Below are 22,748 nucleotides of genomic sequence, written 5' to 3'. Positions count from 1 at the left end.
AAAATCACCATAAACACAATGAAAAAATTAATATATATACCAGTCCTATTATTGTTAGCAGCTTGTTCAAACAAGCCGAAAGACAAAGCAGCAGAATTAGCTGATCTAAAAAAACAACAGGCAGATATTAATTCAAAGATCGCGGCTTTACAAGGATCTGGCGCAGGTCAGGATTCTTCAAAAAGTACTGATGTAAGCATACTGAAAATTGCAGAAGGTAAGTTTACCCATTATGTAGATATCCAGGGTAAAATTGATGCTAAAGATAATGTGACCGCATATCCGCAATCTCCAGGTGTAATTACTGCAATTTATACTGCGCCCGGTAAGCATGTTAGCAAAGGCCAGTTGTTAGTTCAGTTGGATAACAGTGTGTTAAGAGAAAATATAGCACAGGCCGAGTCACAGGCAACATTGGCTAAAACATTGTTTGCACGTCAAAAAAATCTTTGGGATCAGAAAATAGGTACCGAAGTGCAGTTTTTACAAGCGCAAACACAAATGCAAAGTGCTCAAAAGCAAGTAGACGGATTACGCCAGCAGGCTGATCTGTACCGCATCATATCGCCAATAAGCGGTACTGTCGACCAGATGGACCTTAAACTGGGCCAGGTTGCACAACCAGGCGCTACAGGTATCCGCATTGTAAATGCTGATGTATTGAAAGTAAAAGCTGATGTGCCCGAGTCATATTCAAGCCGTGTAAACCAGGGTGACAACGTAAAAATTATTGTACCTGACGGTAACGATTCATTAACCGCTAAATTAACTTTTGCTGCCAAGGCTATCGACCCTACATCACGCAGTTTCGCTATTGAAATTGCTTTACCTACCCGTAAAACATTGCGCCCTAACATGACAGCCTTAATTAAAATAGCCGACTATAACAACGCCAAAGCTATTGTAATACCTGTTAATTCTGTTCAAAAATCAGAGCAGGGCGATTATGTTTATGTTAATGATAATGGCACAGCCAAACGTAAAAATGTAAAGGTTGGCGCAAGCTATGGCAGTCAGGCCGAAATTACATCAGGACTTGCAAATGGAGACCAGTTGATAACAGCCGGCGCCAGCGATCTGAATGATGGCGACAAGGTGAATGTTTTACAGTCTGCTAATTAATTACACACAACTAATTTGATCTAAAATGAAAGATCTTAACAAAGAATTTGGGCCGTCAAGTTGGGCTATTGATAATAAAACCGCCATATACGTACTTATATTTTTAATTACGGTGCTGGGGTTAGTTAGCTACAACAACTTGCCTAAAGAAAACTTTCCGGATATAGCACAATCAAAAGTGTTTGTGAGCACGCCCTATATAGGCCAGTCGCCGCAAAATATTGAGTTGCTGGTAACCAGGCAGCTGGAAAAACAATTAAAATCACTTAAGGGATTAAAAAAGGTAACATCAAACTCAAAGCAAAATATATCGGTTATCACGGCCGAATTTAACGCTGATGTGAAGATCCGCGATGCCAAAATTGATGTTAAGGAAGCTGTTGATAAAGCTAAACAGGATCTGCCGCAAAATGATGCTAACCTTAAGGAATCTATTATATCTGATATTAACGTTGCTGATATTCCTATTCTTTATGTTAATATTTCAGGCGATTACGACCTGAAAAAGCTAAAGGAATATGCCGATAACTTAAAGGATGATATCGAAAGCTTTAAAGAAATATCGCGTGTTGAGGAAGTTGGTGCTTTAACGCCCGAGATCCAGATAAATGTCGACATGAATAAAATGGCGGCAGTACAGTTAAGCTTTAATGATATCACGCAAGCTATTGGCAATGAAAATATTATAGCGTCTGCAGGTAATGTTACCACTGACGGTATCCGCAGAAGTATCGATATAAAAAAGGATTACAAGAGCGCGGATGAAGTATCTCAGATGGTGGTAAGAAACCCTAAGGGACAGCCCATTTACCTGCGTGATATAGCCGAAATAAAAGACGCTTTTTTAGAGCAGGAAAGCTACGCGCGTTTGAAAACAAATGAAGGTGCTGATTTTAAAAATGTAATTACCCTTAACGTTAGCAAACGTACAGGCGAAAATCTGATTGAGGCATCTGATAAAATAAACAGCCTGATAGCACAAAAACTAAAGACAACTTTCCCCAAAGGATTAAAGATAACCGTGACAGGCGATCAATCTGACAAAACACGTACAACCTTAAATGACCTGATCAATACCATTGTAATTGGTTTTATACTGGTTACCATTATCCTGATGTTCTTTATGGGGACTACTAACGCCATTTTCGTGGCGCTGTCTGTACCGTTATCTTGTTTCATCGCGTTTTTGGTGATGCCGGCCATCGGCTTTACGCTAAACATGATCGTGTTGTTCTCGTTCCTGCTCGCATTAGGTATTGTGGTGGATGATGCTATTGTTGTAATTGAAAACACACACCGGATCTTTAATAATGGCGCTATACCGATTAAGCAAGCGGCAAAAATGGCTGCCGGCGAGGTTTTCTTACCTGTATTTTCAGGTACCATGACTACATTGGCTCCGTTTATTCCACTAGCATTCTGGAATAGCTTGATCGGCCACTTTATGTTCTTCCTGCCAATTACGCTGATCATAACACTGTTGGCATCATTGGTTGTGGCTTATTTATTCAACCCGGTGTTCGCGGTTGATTTTATGAAACCGCACCACGAAGGTGAACATGATAATCCGAAGTTTGATAAGAAATTCGGACGCTCATTGATCTATTTAGGTATAGCTACAGTTGTAGGTTACGTGATAAATTTTGGTTTCGGTAATTTCATGGTATTGGTTGTGGTATTATTCACGCTTAATCATTTTGTTTTATTAAGAACGATAGATAGTTTCCAAAACAACCTATGGCCACGATTTAAGGATTGGTATGCCAGATGGCTTGAACGCGCGGTTAAAGCCCCATGGGTGGTATTAGGTGGCACTGTTGCGTTATTTATATTTACGATATTCTTCCTGGTAGCACGTTCGCCAAAAGTAGAGTTTTTCCCTGCGGGTGACCCTAACTTTGCGTTTGTTTATGTAACCATGCCTATCGGTACAGACCAGGCTTATACTAATGAGGTTACTAAAGTATTAGAAAAACGCGTTGCAAAAGCGGTTGAGCCGGATAAGGACATCGTTTCGTCTATTATATCAAACGTTACAGCCAGTGTTGCCGATCCAAGTGATGAAGATCAGGGCGATTATGAAAATAAGAGTAAGATAACCGTTGCCTTTGTTGAATTTGGCAAGCGTAACGGAAAAGACACCAAGGCAGTACTGGCAAATGTGCGTAAAGCTGTAGAAGGGGTAGTGCCCGGAGCAAAAATAGCCGTAGCACAAGAAAACGGAGGCCCACCGGTGCAAAAAGATATCAGTATTGAAATTGCCGGTGACAACATTGATAGTTTGGTAAGAACGGCCAATAATTTAAAGAGCTACCTTGCCAAACAAAACATTGCCGGTATTGAAGGCCTGATTGCCGACGTACAAACTGATAAACCGGAAATTGTATTTGATGTGGACCGTGAGCGTGCAAATCGTGAAGGTATCAGCACCGGCCAGATAACGCAAAACTTAGGTACAGCGGTATTTGGTGCAAAGGCGGGTGATTTCAGAAATACACGTGAGGACGATTACCAGATAAAGGTACGTGCATTAGAAAGCCAGCGCAGTAATCTTGACGCTTTAAAGAATTTAAAGATCACATACCGTGACTTGGCTACAGGTGGCGCTATACGCCAGGTGCCTATATCAGCTTTTACCGATGTAAGGTATACCACAACGTATAGTAACATTAAACACAAACAACAAAGACGTGTTTTAACATTAGGATCTAACGTTATTAAACCGAATAACATTAACGAGGTTAATGCTAATATTTTAAGAGCGATAAATAACTTCAAAAAACCGGCTAACATTACCATCAAGATGGGTGGCGGACAGGAAGATCAGGCTGAAGCAGCAAACTTCCTGATGGGTGCGTTGGTAACATCATTCGGATTGATATTGATCATATTGATGATCCAGTTTAACTCGACAGGTAAAACGTTGATCATTTTAAGTGAGATATTGTTTAGTATCATAGGCGTTTTGCTGGGCGTTAGTATATTTAAAATGACCATTTCTATTGTTATGACCGGTGTGGGTATTATAGCACTTGCGGGTGTGGTGGTACGTAATGGGATATTACTGGTTGAGTTTACGGATATGTTAATGGAAGGCGGAGCGAATATTCATGATGCTGTTGTTGAAGCAGGTCACACCCGGATGACACCGGTATTATTGACCGCGACATCGGCTATATTAGGTTTGATCCCGTTGGCTGTAGGCTTTAATATAGACTTTGTAGGGTTGTTTACCCATTTCCAACCGCATATCCACTTCGGTGGTGATAACGTAGCCTTCTGGGGACCGTTAGCGTGGACAATGATATTCGGTTTAGGGTTTGCAACTATCATTACTTTGATATTGGTGCCTTGTATGTATTTGATCCGTTACCGTATCAAAGCAAGATTTAGTAAAAATGGTAAGGTAGAGGAACATAAACGAGAAGTTGAAGCTGTTACCGCTTAGGTAGGATATATTAATATAACACAAAGGCCGGCCTGTTATCAGTGCCGGCCTTTGTGTTGTATGCATTTTTTAGAATTAATACTTAGTGCATTACGTTACATGCTATTTAGGAATGATTATTGCACTTTATCGCAATATTAAAATAGCCACAATGGATTTAAAAGCAGAAAGGCCAATTTTTCAGGCATTAGGTATAGGTGTATTGGCAGGCATGCGGTCAGCATCCGCTCCTGCGATAACCGGGTATATATTAAGTCATCATCAATCTAAAAAATTTGCTAAATCGCGTTTGGGTTTTCTCCAATCAAACGCGGTTGCTAACGGCTTAAAATACATGGCCCTGGCCGAATTTATTGGCGATAAACTACCATCGGCACCTAATAGGATCAAACCGGTAGTATTAGCCGCACGTTGTCTGTCAGGTGCATTAGCAGGAGCTGGGATCTTAAAAGCGAGTGGCGGCAACGCGGTACTTGGCGCCATATTAGGCGGATCGGCTGCTTTTGCGTCGACGTTTGGCAGTTTCTTCCTGCGTAAGGTAACGGTTAAGGCATCAGGAATTATCGATCCTGTAATAGGCGCTATTGAAGACGCGCTTGTAGTAGGTGCAGGCGTTGGTTTGGCAAAATTTGTATAAATTTCACTTGTGTCTACAAGCTTTTTTAATCTTAATGTAAGATTATATATAAATTTCGTGCGTTTAAACACTTATGACGCTGGGTGAGGCTAATTGTATAGAATTTTTGATAATTTTGTTTAAATAGTCAGTAATTGCAATAATTAGTCTACAAATGAGCTCAGGAAGCGACCAGCAGGATATTAAACGCGAGAAGATTTTAGATGCCGCATACCAAAGGTTTTTGCATTATGGTTACTCAAAAACCACAATGAACGAAATAGCGAGCGATCTTTCACTTTCTAAAGCGCTGCTGTACTATTATTTCCCTGACAAAAGCCAATTATATATTGCGGTTATGCGTAAGCTTGCCGGCGAATATATAGACAACCTGCAAAATAAACTTAACAAGTTTGAGAATTTAAAAGAAGCATATGTTTCTCAAATAGATATTAAGCATGATTTCATTGTAAAAAATTATAATTTCTTTGACTTCTTCAGGGTGAATGAACAGAATTTACCTGAGACCATTTGGGAGATCATTACGGAGATCCATCAAACAGAAATGGTGCTATTAAGTGCTGCTATTAAAACCGAGGTCGAAAAAGGTAATATTAAACCTGTTAATGATCCTGGAGAAATAGTTGACTTGCTTCTGGATGCTTTGCATGGTGTAAGTGTAAGCGCGGTATCGCATAAAAAGGTAATGTTCCCTAAAAAAGAGCATCTTGACGAGATCCATACCAAGCGTTTATTGCTGCTTGATATATTTATAAAAGGGTTAATGTATTAGCTTAAGTCTACTGTCACCTCGCAGTAAAAAAGATTGATTTACAATTAAACAGGGTAACTTATTGATACCTTTGCAGAATATATTTAATTAGATATAATTAATATTTTATATATCAATTATCAAAAATACTTCTAAAGTTAAGAGGTGATTGTTTTAGAGTGATTAAGCAGGTTAAAAGTTAAATTTTAGCCTGCTTTTTTGTTATAAGCGATTTAGCCGAAAAACAAGTATGATATTAATATAGCGGTTAGTATGCCAAAAAAATCGGCTATTAACATAGCAGGTATAGCATAGCGCGTTTTCTTGATCCCAACCGCGCCAAAATAAAGAGCGACTATATAAAAGGTGGTATCGGCTGTACCATATAACACACTTGATAAATGGCCGGTGAAACTATCAACCCCAAAAGTTTTTAAATTATCCAGCATCATCGCCCGTGCCCCCGATCCGCTTAACGGCCGTATAAATGCAATTGGTATCACGTCAGTAAAACGCGTATCCATATTATGAAAATGGCCAAATACCCACTTAAAGCCATCACCAATGTAGGTAAGCGCTCCGCAGGTTCTGAAAAGGCTTACCGCTACCAATAAACCAACAAGGTAGGGGATGATTTTAACAGATACTTCAAACCCTTCTATAGCGCCATCTATAAACGCTTCAAATATATTGATCTTCTTTCTTAATCCGCCTAAAATGAAAAGGACGGGTATGGTTAAGTACACTATATTACTAAACACCTTTGAAAATTCGCCAATTTGTTGTTTGTTTAAAAAGGCCACAAAATACCATATCATTAAACCAATTGCAGCCGTAATACCGCCCAACCAAGTAATAACTACTCTATCAAAAAGGTTTATTTTTTGTTTGATACTAACTACAATTAATCCTGCCAACGTTGCTACATAGGTTGCTATAATGCATGGTATAAAAACATCTGTAGGATCTGTAGAATGATAAATAGCCCGTTGCGCTATAATAGCTATGGGTAAAATAGTTAGGCCGGATGCATGAAGTGTTAAGAACATGATCTGCGAGTTTGACGCGGTATCGTCACTTTTATTAAGTTCCTGCAAACCATTCATGGCTTTTAAGCCGAAAGGTGTTGCCGCGTTATCAAGCCCCAATAAATTGGCAGAAAAATTCATCATCATTTGTCCCACAGCCGGATGATCTTTAGGTACTTCAGGAAACAGCCGGTTAAAAAACGGCCCGACGATGCGTGATAAAAAATTGATCGCTCCTGCTTTTTCGCCGATCTTCATGATGCCCAACCATAATGACATAATACCTACAAGCGGCAGGGCTATATCCATAACGGCTGCCTTAGACGTATCAAATGTGCCCTCGGCCATTAACCTGAATATTTCTGTGTCGCCAAAAAATATCAGCTTGATCAGGCCGATAACAAACGCAATTAAGAAGAAGGTAACCCAGATATAATTTAAAGCCATATGTTTATTTACAGATATGCAAATGTGAAATTATGTAAATGATTTTGATTGCTGTGTATTTTTGTTAACTCAATTTTAATTATACTTACCTTGATATGAAGGATACCATCAGACAATTAGCTACAATAATTGATGATTTGTTAACTCGCGACCTGCAGGCTATCGATTGGGACAGCAAACCGGCGCCTGATAAGTGGTCGCGTAAAGAAATTATGGGTCACTTAATTGATAGTGCACAAGTAAATCTGCAACGCTTTGTGAGGTGCACTTACCAGGAAGGTTTTAAGTTGACTTATGACCAGGTTGAGTGGGTAGAAATACAGCACTACCAGAATGAGGACATCAACGAAATACTGGAATTGTGGCGATTACTTAACTTTCAGATCATCCGCGTATGGAAAAATTATCCTATGGATAGACTAACTGCGCAATGCGATAATGGTAAAACTGAAGTAAGTATGCATTCGGTTGAATGGCTTGCTGCCGATTATGTTGAGCATATGAAAGGTCATTTGAAGAAAGTTTATTAGCATGGCTCAATCAGCAGGATATTCAGGCACACCATTAGCTAAAAAGCTCGGTATTAAACCGGATTTTAAAGTCAGATTGATAAATGAGCCAAAGCATTACTTTGAACTATTTACTGATCTGCCTGGGGATATTGAATGGAGTGATGATCAATTAGTCAATAAGGATTTGATCCATTATTTTACAAAGGATCAGGCAGAATTTAAAATACTATTATCACAGCTTATGTCGCAGATCAAATCCAACGGTATGATATGGGTATCCTGGCCAAAAAAATCATCCAAGGTGTTAACTGATATTACCGAGGATATTATCCGGAACTATGCTATCAGTATTGGTTTGGTTGATGTTAAAGTTTGCGCGGTTGACGAAGTATGGTCGGGTTTAAAATTGGTCATTCCGGTAAAAAATCGTCGGTAATACATTATCTAAGTCATAGCCTGATCTGTTTAAAATTACACTATTCTTGCTTTTTGGCTAATTTTCCTTGTTCAAAAATCATAACTTAGCACACTTGTTTTACATATTACACTATGGCTACAATTAATTTAGAACGTGTGCATGGCGATTTTGGCTTTGCCGCGAGTGATGAGAACGGACATACCGTTAAAATGGATAGCAGCCCCGAAAGTGGCGGCGAAAACTTTGGCGTACGCCCAATGCAAATGCTGTTGATGGGCCTTGCAGGTTGCTCGGCTATTGATGTAATTGCTATTTTAAAAAAGCAACGTCAGGAAGTGAAGAACTATAAAATGGTTGTAAATGGTGATCGTGAAGCGGGAAAGGAACCTTCCTTATGGAAAGATGTGTCTATTGAGTTTCATTTGTATGGCGACATAGATCAGGACAAAGCAAATCGTGCTGTCGAACTTTCTGTTAATAAATATTGTTCGGTTGCGGCTACTTTAGAAAAAGCCGGTGCCGAAATTAAAACGCAGGTGTTTGTTCATCCTGCCGAGTAATTTATATAAATACTACCCATGTCATCTCAATTAGACCCAGTAACCCAGGCTATACGTATACAGAGTGAAAAAACGCAACATCACGAACACTCTACACCCTTATATTTAACCAGCAGCTTCACTTTTGAAGATGCTGATACCATGCGCGCCGCCTTTGCCGGCGAATCAGACGATAATATTTACAGTCGTTTCAGTAACCCAAACGTCGATGAATTTATCGCCAAAATGTGCGTATTGGAAGGTGCAGAGGCAGGATTTGCTACTGCAAGTGGTATGGCTGCTATTTTCGGGTCATTCTTTGCATTATTGCAACAAGGCGATCACCTGATCTGCTGTAGTTCGGTATTTGGCAGCACTTATACAATAGTTACCAAGTATTTGCAGCGTTTTGGCATTGAGCATACGCTTGTGCCTGCTAATGATGAGGCTGCATGGGAAGCCGCTGTAAAGCCAAACACTAAAATGATCTACCTTGAAACACCAACCAATCCACAACTGGAAGTGCTGGATCTGGAATGGGCAGGTAAATTCTCAAAAAAACATAACCTGATATTAAACGTAGATAACTGCTTTGCAACACCGTTGCTGCAAAGACCTGTTGATTTTGGTGCCGATTTGGTTGTGCACTCAGCTACCAAATGGATAGACGGCCAGGGCCGTGTATTAGGCGGTATCATTTTAGGCCGTCAGGACCTGATCAATGAGATCTATCTTTTCTGTCGTAATACAGGTCCGTCATTGTCGCCGTTTAATGCCTGGGTATTAAGCAAAAGCTTAGAAACTTTAGATGTGCGTATTACCCGCCATTCAGAGAATGCGCTTGCCACAGCCAAGGCCGTGCAAAATCATCCGGAAGTAGCATGGGTTAAATATCCGTTGTTAGAAGGACATCCGCAGTTTGACATCGCTAAAAAACAAATGAAATTGGGTGGTGGCGTGTTCTGTATGGAATTAAAAGGTGGGGTAGAAGCCGGCCGTAAGTTCCTGAACGCTTTAGAACTGTTAACCGTAACAGCTAATCTTGGCGACTCGCGCAGTATTGCTTCACACCCGGCAAGTACTACTCACTCCAAGCTAAGCAGCGAAGAGCAATTAGCCGTAGGCATTACCCCAGGATTGATCCGCATATCTACCGGTTTAGAAAAAGATCGCGATATTATAGCTGACATTCTTCAGGCTTTAGAGAAAAGTGCAGAGTAACACTTCACTTTAAATCTATTTCATATCATACAGTTGTATATTTTTCAGGTCAGTTTCTTGTTGTGGTAAATAATCGTTATTTGATTGTAACACAGCGTTATTAAGTTGTTTTTTCATGGTGGCATTGCAATTGCCTATTCAGGTCAACATGTGCCTTGTTTAAGGCAGATCAACTAAAACAACAATTATGAAAACAAATCTAAAAAAGACCGCCCTTATCCTGACAGGAGTATTGGTTGGCGGTGCTACGTTTGCCCAAACCACCGACTCTATAAAGACAGAGTACGTCCAACCATTCTCACCGGTGTCTTCATTTCGCACATGGTCAATTGGTATTAACGGTGGCCTTTTAACCCCTTATTCACCTTTTAGAAGTGGAAGAGAAGATTTTGTTCATGCTGGTACCGATATTGGTTACAGCGCTTACATTAAAGATCAGATCTTACCTTCATTTGGTTTACAATTAAGTTATCTTGGCGGAAAGATCTCCGGTAATCAATCACAAGATAATTCGCTAACCAGCTATTCTACGAAATTGAAGTATGCTGTTGACCTTAGCGCTAACTTTACCTTGGCAAATATCAGCTGGAGAAATAACAAAAACGCTATTCAGCCATATCTTACTGCCGGTTTCGGTATGATGGGCTATACTCCTACTACTGTTTTTGCTAATGGGCAACCAAAGGATTTTGGCCATGTTGTTAAAAACGGTTACGTACCTGTAGGTGCAGGTTTTAAAATCAACTTGTCGCAAGGTGTAAACCTTGATCTGGGTTACCAGATTGCTTTTGTTGATGGCGATAACTTAGATGGTTTTAATTTTGGCTCTAACAATGACAAGTTTTCATATGGTCACATCGGTTTGGAATTTGCATTAGGCGGTTCGTCAAAACCACAATTGGCTACACATAACCCTGTTTCGTCAATGCGTCATGAATACTTGTTAGATGAGCAAAGATTACAAACACAAGTTGACGCGCAAAAAGCAGCAAACAATCAGTTACGTAGCGATTTAGATGCTACCAAAAATGCTTTGAACACAACTAATGCTAACCTTGCTAAATTCACTACTGATAGTGATGGCGATGGTGTTCCTGACTTCTATGATAAATGTCCTGGCACACCTGCCGGTACTAAAGTAGATGGTTCCGGCTGCCCGCTGCCTGTAGCTACAACAAAAATATATGTTACAGAAGAAGATAAAAAAGTAGTTAAAGAAGCCATTAAGAACCTCGAGTTTGATTTTGGTAAAGCAACAATCCGCGACCATTCATTGCCAAGCCTTGATAAGGTTGCTCAATTGTTAATTGATAAAAACTTTAGCTTGAAACTGGCAGGCCATACAGACAATGTAGGTTCTGATGCTGCTAACCTTAAATTATCTAAGGACCGTGCAGAATCTATCAAAACTTACTTAGTAAGTAAAGGTGCCAATGCTTCACGCATAGAAGCTACCGGTTATGGTAAAACACAACCTATTGCATCAAACAAAACAGCAAAAGGTCGTCAGTTAAACCGTCGTGTAGAATTCACGTTGTTTTAATCTGCAATAGCCATAATAAATAGAAAACCCCGGTCATTTGACCGGGGTTTTCTGTTTTATGTAAAAGGTTAATTATATATAAACTCTCCAAATTCAGACCGGATAGTTACTTGTTTATTTTCGGCAGCTTCAACGTGGCCAACAATCTGTGCTTCAACGCCAAAGCTTTTTGATATGACTATCAATTCTTCGGCTATTTCTTGCGGTACATACAACTCCATGCGGTGACCCATATTAAATACCTTGTACATTTCCTGCCAGCTTGTTTTTGATTCTTCCTGGATTAGTTTAAACAGGGGTGGGATAGGGAATAAGTTATCCTTAATAATATGCAATTGGTCAACAAAGTGCAGTACTTTGGTTTGCGCACCACCACTGCAGTGTACCATGCCATGTACCTGGCTTCTGTATTTATCTAAGATCTGCTTTATGATGGGTGCATAAGTACGGGTTGCTGATAACACGAGCTTACCTGCATTTACAGATTTTCCGTCGCCGATGTTTATCGGATCTGTTAGTCCCTTTGTACCTGAGAATATTAACTCATACGGGATAGCCGCGTCATAGCTTTCAGGATATTTATCAGCGATAGTCTTATTGAATACGTCATGGCGTGCGGATGTTAAACCGTTTGAGCCCATGCCGCCGTTATACTCATTCTCATAAGTTGCCTGGCCGTATGATGCCAGACCGACTATAACATCACCGGGTTTAATTCGGTCGTTTGATATCACATCGCTGCGTTTCATCCGGCAGGTAACCGTCGAGTCGACAATTACAGTACGGACAAGGTCGCCAACATCAGCAGTTTCACCGCCTGTCGAGTATATGCCGATACCCGCGTTACGCAATTCTGCCAGTATTTCTTCTGTGCCGTTTATTATGGCGGCTATAACCTCGCCGGGTATCAGGTTCTTGTTCCTGCCGATGGTGGATGACAACAGGATATTATCAGTAACGCCCACGCAAAGCAGGTCGTCAAGGTTCATAATAATGGCATCCTGCGCAATGCCGTGCCAAACAGAGATATCGCCTGTTTCTTTCCAATAGGTATATGCAAGTGACGATTTTGTACCCGCACCATCCGCATGCATAATGTTGCAATAATCCGGGTCTCCATTCAGGATATCAGGAATGATCTTACAAAAAGCCTTAGGGAATATGCCTTTGTCAATGTTTTTAATTGCGTTGTGTACGTCGTCTTTTGAGGCGGATACGCCTCGCTGATCATATCGTTGCGAAGAAACCATGGACAAATATACGCTTAATGTCGATATTCATTTGCTCAAGCTTGTGCTTGTTTCACGTGAGTGTGAAACAAATGAAACAGGTGAAACAAGATTTTAAGTTAATATACTGTAAATGAAATATTTAATGTAAATCAATTAAACAGAATGAAACAAGAACTCTATTACAAAAGGTAACCCAAGTGTTAATAACTTGTGGTCAAGTCTTCTTTTATCAAAAAGGAGCTTTGTGAAGAGCCATCATTAAGTAAAAATATAGCGTCAAAAAAAGAGCCCCGCACTGCGGGGCTCTGTATATTATTTAATAAATAACAATTCTCTGAATTTTGGCAACGGCCATAACGAGTCGTCAACCAATTGCTCCAGTTTATCAACGTGGTAACGAATAGGCTGGAAGTATGATTTTACCTTTTCATCATAAGCTATAGCTTTTTCGCGGGTGTCCTCAATATCATTGGCTTTTTTACGTTCAGCAATCATCTGATCAACATTTTCCTTGATGAAATTAATGTGCTCAGCTAATTTATTTATAATATCCAGCTGAACCTGGTAAACAGAGCTATTTAGCCCAAGGTCTTTTAAGCCTTTTGCATTTTCAACCAACTTGCTTTGGTAATCAATTGCCGATGGGATGATCACGTTCGTTACCAGTTCGCCCATAACACGTGCCTCTATCTGTAATTTTTTGTAGAAGCTTTCTAAAAGGATGTCATGACGGGCGTGGGCCTCGCGTTTGGTGAATACAGCGTTCTCCGCATATAATACTTCTGATTTATCAGATATAAACGCATCGAGGGCTTTTGGTGTGGTTTTGAAATTAGATAATCCTCTTTTTTCAGCTTCTTTTTCCCACTCCTCGCTGTAACCATTACCTTCAAAGCGAATGCTTTTTGATTCTTTAATGTATTTTTTGATCACCATTAATAAAGCAACATCTTTCTTTTCGCCCTTTTTTAATAGTTTATCTACATCGTATTTAAATTTCTTAAGCTGATCTGCAACAATTAGATTCAAAATAGTCATAGGGCTTGCAGAGTTGGCAGAAGAACCTACGGCGCGTAGCTCAAACTTATTGCCTGTAAATGCAAATGGCGAAGTACGGTTACGGTCGGTATTGTCTTTTAAGATCTGCGGGATCTTAGGGATGCCCTGCCATAACAAGGCTTCTTCTTTTATCTTTTTGCTGATGCGTGATGTTTCTATCTCATCCAGCAATTCGCTTAACTGGCTGCCCAGGAATATAGATATAATAGCAGGAGGGGCCTCATTGGCTCCTAAACGGTGATCATTATTTACAGACGCTATGGATGCACGTAACAGGTCGGCATGTTCATAAACCGCTTTAATGGTATTCACAAAAAAGGTTAAGAACATCAGGTTGTTTTTAGGGGTTTTACCCGGCGATAACAAATTCTTACCTGTATTGGTGATCATCGACCAGTTATTGTGCTTACCTGATCCGTTTATACCCGCATAAGGCTTTTCATGCAGCAATACCTTAAAGTTATGGCGTTTTGCTACACGGTCCATCAGGTCCATCAGTAGTTGATTGTGATCTATAGCCAGGTTTATTTCTTCATAAATAGGGGCGCACTCAAATTGTGACGGTGCTACCTCATTATGACGGGTCTTTAATGGTATGCCTAATAATAAGGATTCGGTTTCCATATCCTGCATAAACGCGTATACACGTTCAGGGATCGAACCAAAATAATGATCTTCTAATTGCTGGTTTTTGGCCGACATATGGCCAAACAAGGTACGGCCTGTTAAATAAAGATCAGGGCGCGCGTTAAATAAAGCAATATCAACCAAAAAGTACTCCTGCTCAATACCTAATGACGCGTTTACCTTCTCAATGCCCTTGTCAAAATAATGGCAAACATCAACAGCTGCTTTATCTAAAGCGCTCACTGCTTTTAGTAAAGGTACTTTATAATCTAAAGCTTCGCCGGTGTATGAAACAAAGACAGTTGGGATACATAAGGTACGCGCCATTAAAAATGCCGGCGATGATGGATCCCATGCGGTATAGCCCCTTGCTTCAAAAGTATTACGGATGCCGCCGCTTGGGAAGCTTGAAGCATCCGGCTCTTGTTGAGCCAGCGCATCGCCAGAGAATACTTCTATAGCCCCGCCATCAGCAGTTGGTTCAAAAAAGGCGTCATGTTTTTCGGCAGTGGTACCGGTAAGCGGTTGAAACCAGTGGGTATAATGTGTAGCGCCTTTGCCCAAAGCCCACGCCTTCATAGCTGTTGCAACCTGTTCAGCCATATCACGGGGGATAGGCTCACCTTTTTCAATAGAGTTAACTATACTATTATAGGCCTCTTTTGACAGAAGCTCCTTCATTTTTTTTATATCGAACACATTTGCACCATAATAATCAGAAATTTTTGGTGAAGGTGCTTTTGTTTCAGGAATTGTGCGGGTTAGCACTGCCTGTAGGGCTTGAAAACGAATATTAGGCATGATTTGCGTTTTATTTTTAATGGTTTTGTTCAAAATTAGAATTATCCTTTAAAATAAAGTGTAATTATTAAAGGAAATATCAATGTTTCAGGATTTTTTCGGCTTTTATCTCTAAGCTTGATTATTGGCGTAAAAAACGATGCTAAATTTGGTTAGTTTGATATTTAAGGGAATAAAAAGCTGTAATTTTTAATAAAATGTACCATTTAATTCTTTAAAATGATAAAATAATGTCAATTTTAATTGAAAATTAAATTTTTTCGCTTCAAAAAATTACATAAATTATATTGTTTATGGTTTTTAAATTAAAAATTATTCAAAAAGTATATTAAATAATAGTGATTTTTTATATTATTAGTAATAATTAGCGATTAAATGTAATTATTTTAATTAAATCCTTGTTTTTAATAAAATTCATGCATAATTTTATGAAAATATTAACAAAGTGTTATTTCATTGATCACAATGCTAATATTTGACTTGAAAATTTGCAACAACACATATTTATTATACAAAACACAAAATCACATTTAACTAATTCACTAAATCAACAAACAAAATGAAAGTAAAAGAACCAAAATTCACCCTGCTGAGCGCGTTTCGCGGATTGACGCGGGAGAAATGGGCGCTGGGTGCGACCATTTTAACTGGAAAAATGATTGGCCTTGGCTTGGTAGTGGCAGCTATGTTCACAATTCCGGGTTTATTGCCTACCGCAGCTCACGCTGCAGCAGCTCCTGCAAAACCAACTGACATTGAAACATCGATCATGAATTCGATCAATACAGTTTGGACATTGGTTGCCGCGTTTTTAGTATTTGGTATGCAGGCTGGTTTCGTAATGCTTGAGGCTGGTTTTGCTCGTAAGAGAGAAACAGTTAACGTATTAATGGAGTGTATTTATGATACCTGCCTTTGCGGTATCTTATTTTACGCTGTAGGTTACGCATTTATGTTTGGACATGGTAATGGTTTTATCGGATGGGGTGGACCTGATGGTAAAAACTGGTTCTTCCTGCAAAATACCCCTGCTACTTATGAGGCTTACGGTGTTCCGATCCTGGCACACTGGATCTTCCAGTACGCTTTCGCTGATACTTGCTCTACTATTGTTTCTGGTGCAATGATCGGTCGTACAAGCTTCCGCGGAGATATCCTTTACAGTATAGGTATCACAGGCTTCATCTACCCAATCATTGGTCACTGGGCTTGGGGACCTGATGGTTTCTTAGCATTAATGGGTTCTGCAGGTCACTTCTTGCCATCTTTAGGCCAAGGTTTCCGTGATTTTGCAGGTTCAACAGTGGTACACACTATTGGTGGTGTTGCATCATTAGCAGGTGCTATTGTATTAGGCCCACGCTTAGGAAGAATATTTGCACGCGACGATAAAGCCAAGGGAGGAATGCCACCGGGACACAACATGGCCCTTGCCGCTGTAGGTACTTTTATATTATGGTTTGGATGGTACGGCTTTAATCCTGGCAGTACACTATCAGGTATGGACATTCAAGGTATTGGCCGTGTTGCTGCCAACACTACACTTGCTGCCTGCTCTGGCGGTATGATGGCTATGTTAGCCGGATTATGGTGGGGCCCAACCAAAGGTAAATTCGATTTAGGTTATACCTTAAATGGTTTATTAGGTGGTTTGGTTGCTATTACCTGCCCTTGCTATTGGGTTAGCCCACTTGGCGCACTTGCATTAGGTGCCGTTGCCGGTTTCTTAGTATACGCAGCAATGAACTTTATCGAGTGGTTACGTATCGACGATCCGGTTGGTGCAGTATCTGTACACGGTGTTTGCGGTATCTGGGGTACATTATCATTAGGTTTATTCGCTTCAGGCCAATATGGTGTAACCGGTCCGGCTGGTGCTGATAACAGTGCACCGGTAGCAGGTTTATTTTACGGTGGCGGTGCCAGTGTATTAGAAGCTCAAGCCATTGGTACATTCACTATCGCTATCGCGGTATTTGTAGTAACACTTGTAATGATGTACATCATCAACATATTACCACACCCTTGGAAACTACGTGTTGAAGAGCATGGTGAGCTGGGTGTTGGTGGTATTGACGTATTTGATCACGGTATGGAAGTATACCCTGCACAAGACGACGATATCAGCTTAAGTGGCCTGTTTGATAAAGGTACTAAAGTAACAGCTTAATTGATTTAGTTGAATAACCCTTGTATAGTTTCTTATAACTGTACAAGGGTTTCAAAAAGGTTAGTTTACCCTATCAAAATGGTAGGATTGATATTTTATTGTTTTATAAGATTGAAAAATATAAAATATAAAACTATGAAAATCAATAAGATATAAACAAATTATTATTAAAGGCAGCCGTTTTGTTAAGAGGTTGCAACTTAATAACAATAGAATTAACAAATAATAAATTAAATCAAACACAACAATTATCAATTCAACACTTATCAATCAAATCATGAAAAAACTATTACTATTAGTATTATCTGTATCAGCATTTAGCCTGGCATCAAAAGCACAGGATACGGTAAAAACCACGAGTGACTCACCACTTGTTATTTTCGGGTCAGCGGATGCTTATTACAAGTACGATTTTTCTGGCCATAACAATATCCCGACTTATTACGGAACTGACCAAAATTCATTTTCTGTAGGTATGATCGATTTTGGCTTCAAGAAAAAAGTAGGTAAAGCAGCAGTTGTTGCTGAGTTGTCATTCGGTCCGCGTAGTGACGCTTCTTTACCGGTTCCTACTAACCACATCGAAAACTTATACGTATCTTATGATGTGACTGACGCCTTTAACATTACAGGTGGTTATATGCAAACATTTGTAGGTTACGAAGTTATTTCTCCGACAGGAAACTTTAACTACTCAACTTCTTACTTGTTTAGCGCAGGTCCGTTTCAAAATGCAGGTGTTAAAGCAACTTACACTTTTTCTCCGGCAGTTAGCTTAATGGCTGGTGTATTTAACGACCAGTGGAATGTGTATTCAACAAATACAAGTGCCGGTCCTGGCAAAATCAACACTTTTGGTGCACAATTAATGGTTGCACCTGTTAAAGGCTGGACTGCTTATTTGAATTTATTAACAGGCCCTGCATCTGGTACGATAGAAGATTTAACAACTACTTACCAAATTACCGATGCCTTTAAATTAGGATTAAACGCAGCCAACAAAACAGGTAGCGGTGCTACTAACTATAAAGGTGCTGCATTGTATCCTCAGTTAGCTGTATCTAAAGCTGTAACGTTAGGTATTAGAGGTGAGTATTTTAAACCAACCGGTGGTACAGATATTCTTGCAGGTACTTTAACTGCTAACATTAAATCAGGCCCGTTAACTTTCATGCCTGAAATTAGATTCGACAATGGTAAAGATCAGATCTTTACTGACAAAAATGGTATGCCAACAAAAACTGCTTCACAATTTTTATTAGCTGCAGTTTACGCTTTCTAATCAAGAATAAAGACTTTTCATAATTAACTGGGGGCTGTCCGATAATATCGGGCAGCTTTTTTTTGTTTAAATCATTTCTGAGGTTAATTATTGTTGCAATAATGTTGCGTTAGTGTGATGATTTGTCAATAAAATGAGAAAAATGATGTAGCTATAATTGTTAAAATGCAATATTGTTGCAAAAATACTAAAAAGCAATATTGTTGCAACAACTTATATTTGGTAAGCGTTATAGAATAAAACTTTAAATTTTATTCACTATGCTTATCTCAAACTTTAATGTGTGCAAGTCCGAGTGGCTCGAACTTGTATTTGTTGACCGAAACAAAGAATATGGTGCTTATGATCTTAGGCAACACTATTCAAAAAACATTACAAAAGCCATGGCTTTTGCTTTTTTCGGTATTATTACTACCACCGCTATTGTAGGTTTTGCTATCAGAACAAAGCCTATAACAGATCGAATCATTGATGTAAATACCAATACAATTTATACCATACCACCGGCGCCAAAGCCTATACAGCCTAAACAGCAGATTGAAAAGGTTAAACCAACTGCAGCTAAACCGGCTGCTGCCGTAAGTGTAACAAAAGATCTGCCGCCTGTTGTTGCACCAGACCCTATTGCGGTTGATCCGCCTAAGATAGACCAACTAAATGGTGCCGTAGGTCCGGTTGACATAAAAGGCCCTGCAACAGGAACAGATATTGGCACAGGTACCGGAAAAGGAACTGCTACTGACGGCCCAGGTACAGCAGATGCACCCGATAATAAAGAATACAAATTTGTAGAAAATATGCCGACACCAATGGGTGGCGACGCAGCCTGGTCAAAATTCCTCCAAAAAAACTTACGTTATCCGGGAGATGCGGCAGATAATGGGGTAACAGGCAGGGTATTGGTGAGTTTTATTGTTGAAAAAGATGGACATCTGTCTAATATTAAAGTAGAACGCGGCCCGGGTTATGGTATGGACGAAGAAGCTGCCCGCGTACTTAAACTTGCCAAACCCTGGAACCCCGGAAAGCAAAACGGACAGGCAGTTAGGGTGAAACTACTCTTACCGATAGCTTTTTCATTAGGGGACTGATTCTAAGGGTTTAAGGTAAAAGGCGAAGGGCGAAAGGTTGACTTAGGTAATGTAAGGTTTGTTTGGTGAGTGACCAAGCCTTTCGCCTTTGACCTTTTACCTTTCGCCTCTTCAATCAAAAGCCTTTTACCTTTGGGCTTTTTTCCTTACTTTTGCCCATCCTTTCAAATAAATATACAACATTGGAAACCCAGGAACTTACCACCGTTGAAACAGCTAAAGATTTAGGCTTATTACCCACCGAATACGAACGCATTATTGAAATATTAGGCCGTGTGCCCAACTTTACCGAGCTTTCCATATTCTCGGTAATGTGGAGCGAGCATTGCTCTTATAAAAACTCAATTACCTGGTTAAAAACCTTACCCAAAGACGGTCCCCGCATGCTGGCTAAGGCAGGCGAAGAAAACGCCGGCCTGGTTGATCTAGGTGATGGCATTGGTTGCGCTTTTAAAATAGAATCGCATAACCACCCATCGGCATTAGAGCCGTACCAAGGTGCTGCAACAGGTGTAGGCGGTATCAACCGTGATATTTTCACCATGGGTGCCAGGCCTATCGCTCAGTTAAACTCTTTGCGCTTCGGTAATATCAATCTTGATAAAACCAAGTGGTTGATTAAAGGTGTTGTTAAAGGTATCAGCCATTATGGTAATGCCTTTGGTATACCAACTGTTGGCGGCGAGTTGTTTTTTGACGATTGTTATAATATTAACCCTTTGGTTAACGCGTTCTCTGCCGGTATTGTTAAGGCCGGCGAAACTGTATCGGCAACATCATATGGTGTAGGCAACCCCGTTTATATCGTGGGGTCGGCAACCGGTAAGGACGGTATTCACGGCGCGGCATTTGCATCAAAAGATATTACGGAAGATTCTGTAAATGATCTTCCTGCCGTACAGGTAGGTGATCCGTTCCAGGAGAAACTATTATTAGAAGCTACTTTAGAAGTTATAAAAACCGGTGCCGTTGTAGGTATGCAGGATATGGGCGCGGCAGGTATTATCTGCTCAAACTCAGAGATGTCTGCCAAAGGCGAGCACGGTATGCGTATCAACCTTGACGCGGTACCAACCCGCCAGGAAAACATGAAGCCTTTCGAGATTCTGTTATCTGAATCGCAGGAACGGATGCTGATCGTGGTACACAAAGGCCGTGAAAAAGAAGTAGAAGCTGTTTTTGATAAATGGGACCTTAACTGCGCCATTATCGGCGAGGTTACTGACACCAAACGCCTTGAATACTATGCAGGCGGCAAATTAGTGGCCGATGTGCCTGCTGATGATCTGGTATTAGGCGGCGGCGCACCTGTTTACCAGCGCGAGTACAAAGAGCCTGCTTACTTTGCAGAAAATCAGAAATTTAAAATTGAGGATGTTGAAGAGCCGTCTAATTTATTAGACGTGGCCGAGCATTTAATATCGCATCCAAATATCGCGTCTAAACGTTGGGTTACTGATCAATATGACTCAATGGTAGGTGTAGCTACCATGACTACCAACCGTCCAAGCGACGCGGCGGTAGTAAATGTTATTGGCACCAATAAAGCTATTGTAATTACTACAGACTGTAATTCGCGCTACGTATATGCCGATCCGCAGAAAGGTACGGCCATTGCTGTTGCCGAGGCTGCACGTAATATTACCTGCGCCGGTGGAGAGCCTGTTGCAATAACCAACTGCTTAAATTTTGGTAATCCATACAAGCCAGAAGTTTATTGGCAGTTTGTTGGCGCTATTAAAGGAATGGGAGAAGCGGGCACAAAGTTTGAAACACCTGTTACCGGCGGTAACGTAAGTTTTTATAACCAGTCTACAGATGATGGCCCGGTATTCCCTACGCCGACTATTGGTATGCTGGGTGTGATGGATGATGTATCAAACATCATGACATCAGACTTTAAACAGCCCGACGACCTAGTTTATTTGATCGGCGAGTCGGTAAATGATATCGCTTCATCGCAATACCTTGCTTCATGGCATAAAATATTGGCTGCACCTGCGCCGTATTTTGATATTGAAAAAGAATACGATATGCACCAGGTGATCAAAGAACTGATCAAACATAAAATGATCCAGTCGGCACATGATGTGGCAGATGGCGGATTATTTATTACACTGGTAGAATCGGCCATGTCAAATGGCTTGGGCTTTGAAATAACATCAGACAGTAATATCCGTAAAGATGCTTTCTTGTTTGGCGAAGCACAGGGCAGGGTAGCAGTAAGTGTTGCCCCGGCCGACCAGGAACGCTTTATTGAACTGATGGCTACCAGCGAAGTTGAATTTAGCCTATTGGGTACAGTTACCAATGGTGGCTTAAGCATCGACGATGAATCCTTTGGCCATATTACCGATATCAAATTGGTTTATGACAATGTATTACACGCTATATTAGGAGAATAATGTTAAAGATTAACCGGGTACATCATATTGCTATTATTTGTTCTGATTACGAAAGGTCAAAACATTTTTATACGCAGATACTCGGTTTTAAAATAGTGCGCGAAGTTTACCGCGCCGAGCGAAAATCATACAAGCTTGATCTGGACGTGAACAACGTGTACCAGATCGAGCTTTTTTCTTTTCCTGAACCTGGGCAAAGACCATCGCGCCCTGAAGCAGCCGGGTTACGTCATTTGGCTTTCGAGGTTGACAATATTGATGAAGCCGTAGCTTTAATTACAGCAGATGGCATTTTTGTTGAACCTATCCGCATAGATGAGTTTACAGGCAAAAAGTTTACCTTTTTTGCCGACCCGGATGGCTTGCCTATTGAGTTTTACGAGAAATAAAAGGTTTCTTTCTATTATTAAGGATA

17 protein-coding genes are annotated in these 22,748 nt (G+C 40.3%); 14 read left to right on the top strand and 3 right to left on the bottom strand.

The features are described 5' to 3' along the window. Window positions 1-18: 18 nt before the first annotated feature. The 4 genes from FO440_RS21120 to FO440_RS21105 all read left to right on the top strand — a co-directional run bounded on the left by FO440_RS21120 (window position 19) and on the right by FO440_RS21105 (window position 5,979). A complete protein-coding gene (locus FO440_RS21120) occupies window positions 19-1,122 on the top strand; it encodes an efflux RND transporter periplasmic adaptor subunit (protein ID WP_144250301.1) in 1,104 nt (367 codons plus the stop codon). 25 nt (window positions 1,123-1,147) lie between these two features. Continuing rightward, window positions 1,148-4,570 carry an efflux RND transporter permease subunit gene (locus FO440_RS21115; RefSeq protein ID WP_144250300.1) on the top strand — a complete coding sequence of 1,141 codons (3,423 nt, stop codon included), beginning with the start codon at window positions 1,148-1,150 and terminating at the stop codon, window positions 4,568-4,570. Window positions 4,571-4,721: 151 nt separating this feature from the next. After that, complete coding sequence (locus FO440_RS21110) at window positions 4,722-5,207, top strand: DUF4126 family protein (protein WP_186292740.1); 486 nt, start codon at window positions 4,722-4,724, stop codon at window positions 5,205-5,207. 154 nt (window positions 5,208-5,361) lie between these two features. Then, window positions 5,362-5,979 carry a TetR/AcrR family transcriptional regulator gene (locus FO440_RS21105; RefSeq protein ID WP_144250298.1) on the top strand — a complete coding sequence of 206 codons (618 nt, stop codon included), beginning with the start codon at window positions 5,362-5,364 and terminating at the stop codon, window positions 5,977-5,979. 212 nt (window positions 5,980-6,191) lie between these two features. Here FO440_RS21105 and FO440_RS21100 read toward each other — a convergent pair whose 3' ends face one another. Beyond that, window positions 6,192-7,433, bottom strand: coding sequence for a nucleoside recognition domain-containing protein (locus FO440_RS21100; RefSeq protein WP_144250297.1), 1,242 nt, complete (start codon window positions 7,431-7,433; stop codon window positions 6,192-6,194). Window positions 7,434-7,528: 95 nt separating this feature from the next. Between FO440_RS21100 and FO440_RS21095 the strand changes: the two genes are divergently transcribed. The 5 genes from FO440_RS21095 (at window position 7,529) to FO440_RS21075 (ending at window position 11,666) form a co-directional block, all read left to right on the top strand. After that, window positions 7,529-7,963, top strand: a complete 435-nt coding sequence (locus tag FO440_RS21095) for a DinB family protein (RefSeq protein ID WP_144250296.1) — start codon at window positions 7,529-7,531, stop codon at window positions 7,961-7,963. Window position 7,964: 1 nt separating this feature from the next. Beyond that, complete coding sequence (locus FO440_RS21090) at window positions 7,965-8,381, top strand: DUF3052 family protein (protein ID WP_144250295.1); 417 nt, start codon at window positions 7,965-7,967, stop codon at window positions 8,379-8,381. Between the two features lie 113 nt (window positions 8,382-8,494). Then, the gene (locus FO440_RS21085) at window positions 8,495-8,923 is read left to right on the top strand and encodes an OsmC family protein (protein ID WP_144250294.1); all 429 of its coding nucleotides are present in this window, start codon (window positions 8,495-8,497) and stop codon (window positions 8,921-8,923) included. Between the two features lie 18 nt (window positions 8,924-8,941). Beyond that, a complete protein-coding gene (locus FO440_RS21080; protein WP_144250293.1) occupies window positions 8,942-10,123 on the top strand; it encodes a trans-sulfuration enzyme family protein in 1,182 nt (393 codons plus the stop codon). A gap of 187 nt (window positions 10,124-10,310) precedes the next feature. Next, entirely contained in the window at window positions 10,311-11,666 is a 1,356-nt protein-coding gene (locus tag FO440_RS21075; protein ID WP_144250292.1) for an OmpA family protein, read from the top strand. Between the two features lie 68 nt (window positions 11,667-11,734). Here FO440_RS21075 and FO440_RS21070 read toward each other — a convergent pair whose 3' ends face one another. Together FO440_RS21070 and FO440_RS21065 are read right to left on the bottom strand one after the other, a co-directional pair. Continuing rightward, a complete protein-coding gene (locus FO440_RS21070; RefSeq protein WP_144250291.1) occupies window positions 11,735-12,916 on the bottom strand; it encodes an AIR synthase related protein in 1,182 nt (393 codons plus the stop codon). Between the two features lie 294 nt (window positions 12,917-13,210). Next, entirely contained in the window at window positions 13,211-15,385 is a 2,175-nt protein-coding gene (locus tag FO440_RS21065; RefSeq protein WP_144250290.1) for a glutamine synthetase III family protein, read from the bottom strand. Between the two features lie 559 nt (window positions 15,386-15,944). Here FO440_RS21065 and FO440_RS21060 point away from each other — a divergent pair. From FO440_RS21060 to gloA2, 5 genes are all read left to right on the top strand, one after another. After that, entirely contained in the window at window positions 15,945-17,555 is a 1,611-nt protein-coding gene (locus FO440_RS21060; RefSeq protein ID WP_144250289.1) for an ammonium transporter, read from the top strand. A gap of 277 nt (window positions 17,556-17,832) precedes the next feature. Continuing rightward, on the top strand, window positions 17,833-18,837 hold the full coding sequence (locus tag FO440_RS21055; protein ID WP_144250288.1) for a porin: 1,005 nt from the start codon (window positions 17,833-17,835) through the stop codon (window positions 18,835-18,837). A 260-nt stretch (window positions 18,838-19,097) separates the two neighbouring features. Then, window positions 19,098-19,928 (top strand): energy transducer TonB, encoded by an 831-nt coding sequence (locus FO440_RS21050; protein ID WP_144250287.1) that lies wholly within the window; start codon window positions 19,098-19,100, stop codon window positions 19,926-19,928. A gap of 182 nt (window positions 19,929-20,110) precedes the next feature. Continuing rightward, window positions 20,111-22,333 (top strand): phosphoribosylformylglycinamidine synthase subunit PurL, encoded by a 2,223-nt coding sequence (gene purL / locus FO440_RS21045; protein ID WP_144250286.1) that lies wholly within the window; start codon window positions 20,111-20,113, stop codon window positions 22,331-22,333. Beyond that, window positions 22,333-22,722 (top strand): SMU1112c/YaeR family gloxylase I-like metalloprotein, encoded by a 390-nt coding sequence (gene gloA2 / locus FO440_RS21040; RefSeq protein ID WP_144250285.1) that lies wholly within the window; start codon window positions 22,333-22,335, stop codon window positions 22,720-22,722. The genes purL and gloA2 overlap by 1 nt, the downstream gene beginning before the upstream one ends. The last annotated feature ends 26 nt before the right edge of the window (window positions 22,723-22,748 follow it).

It is taken from the genome of Mucilaginibacter corticis, assembly GCF_007558865.1.
Lineage (GTDB): Bacteria > Bacteroidota > Bacteroidia > Sphingobacteriales > Sphingobacteriaceae > Mucilaginibacter > Mucilaginibacter corticis.
Note: the sequence above shows the minus strand (reverse complement) of the source record. Positions and strands in the feature narration are given on the sequence as shown.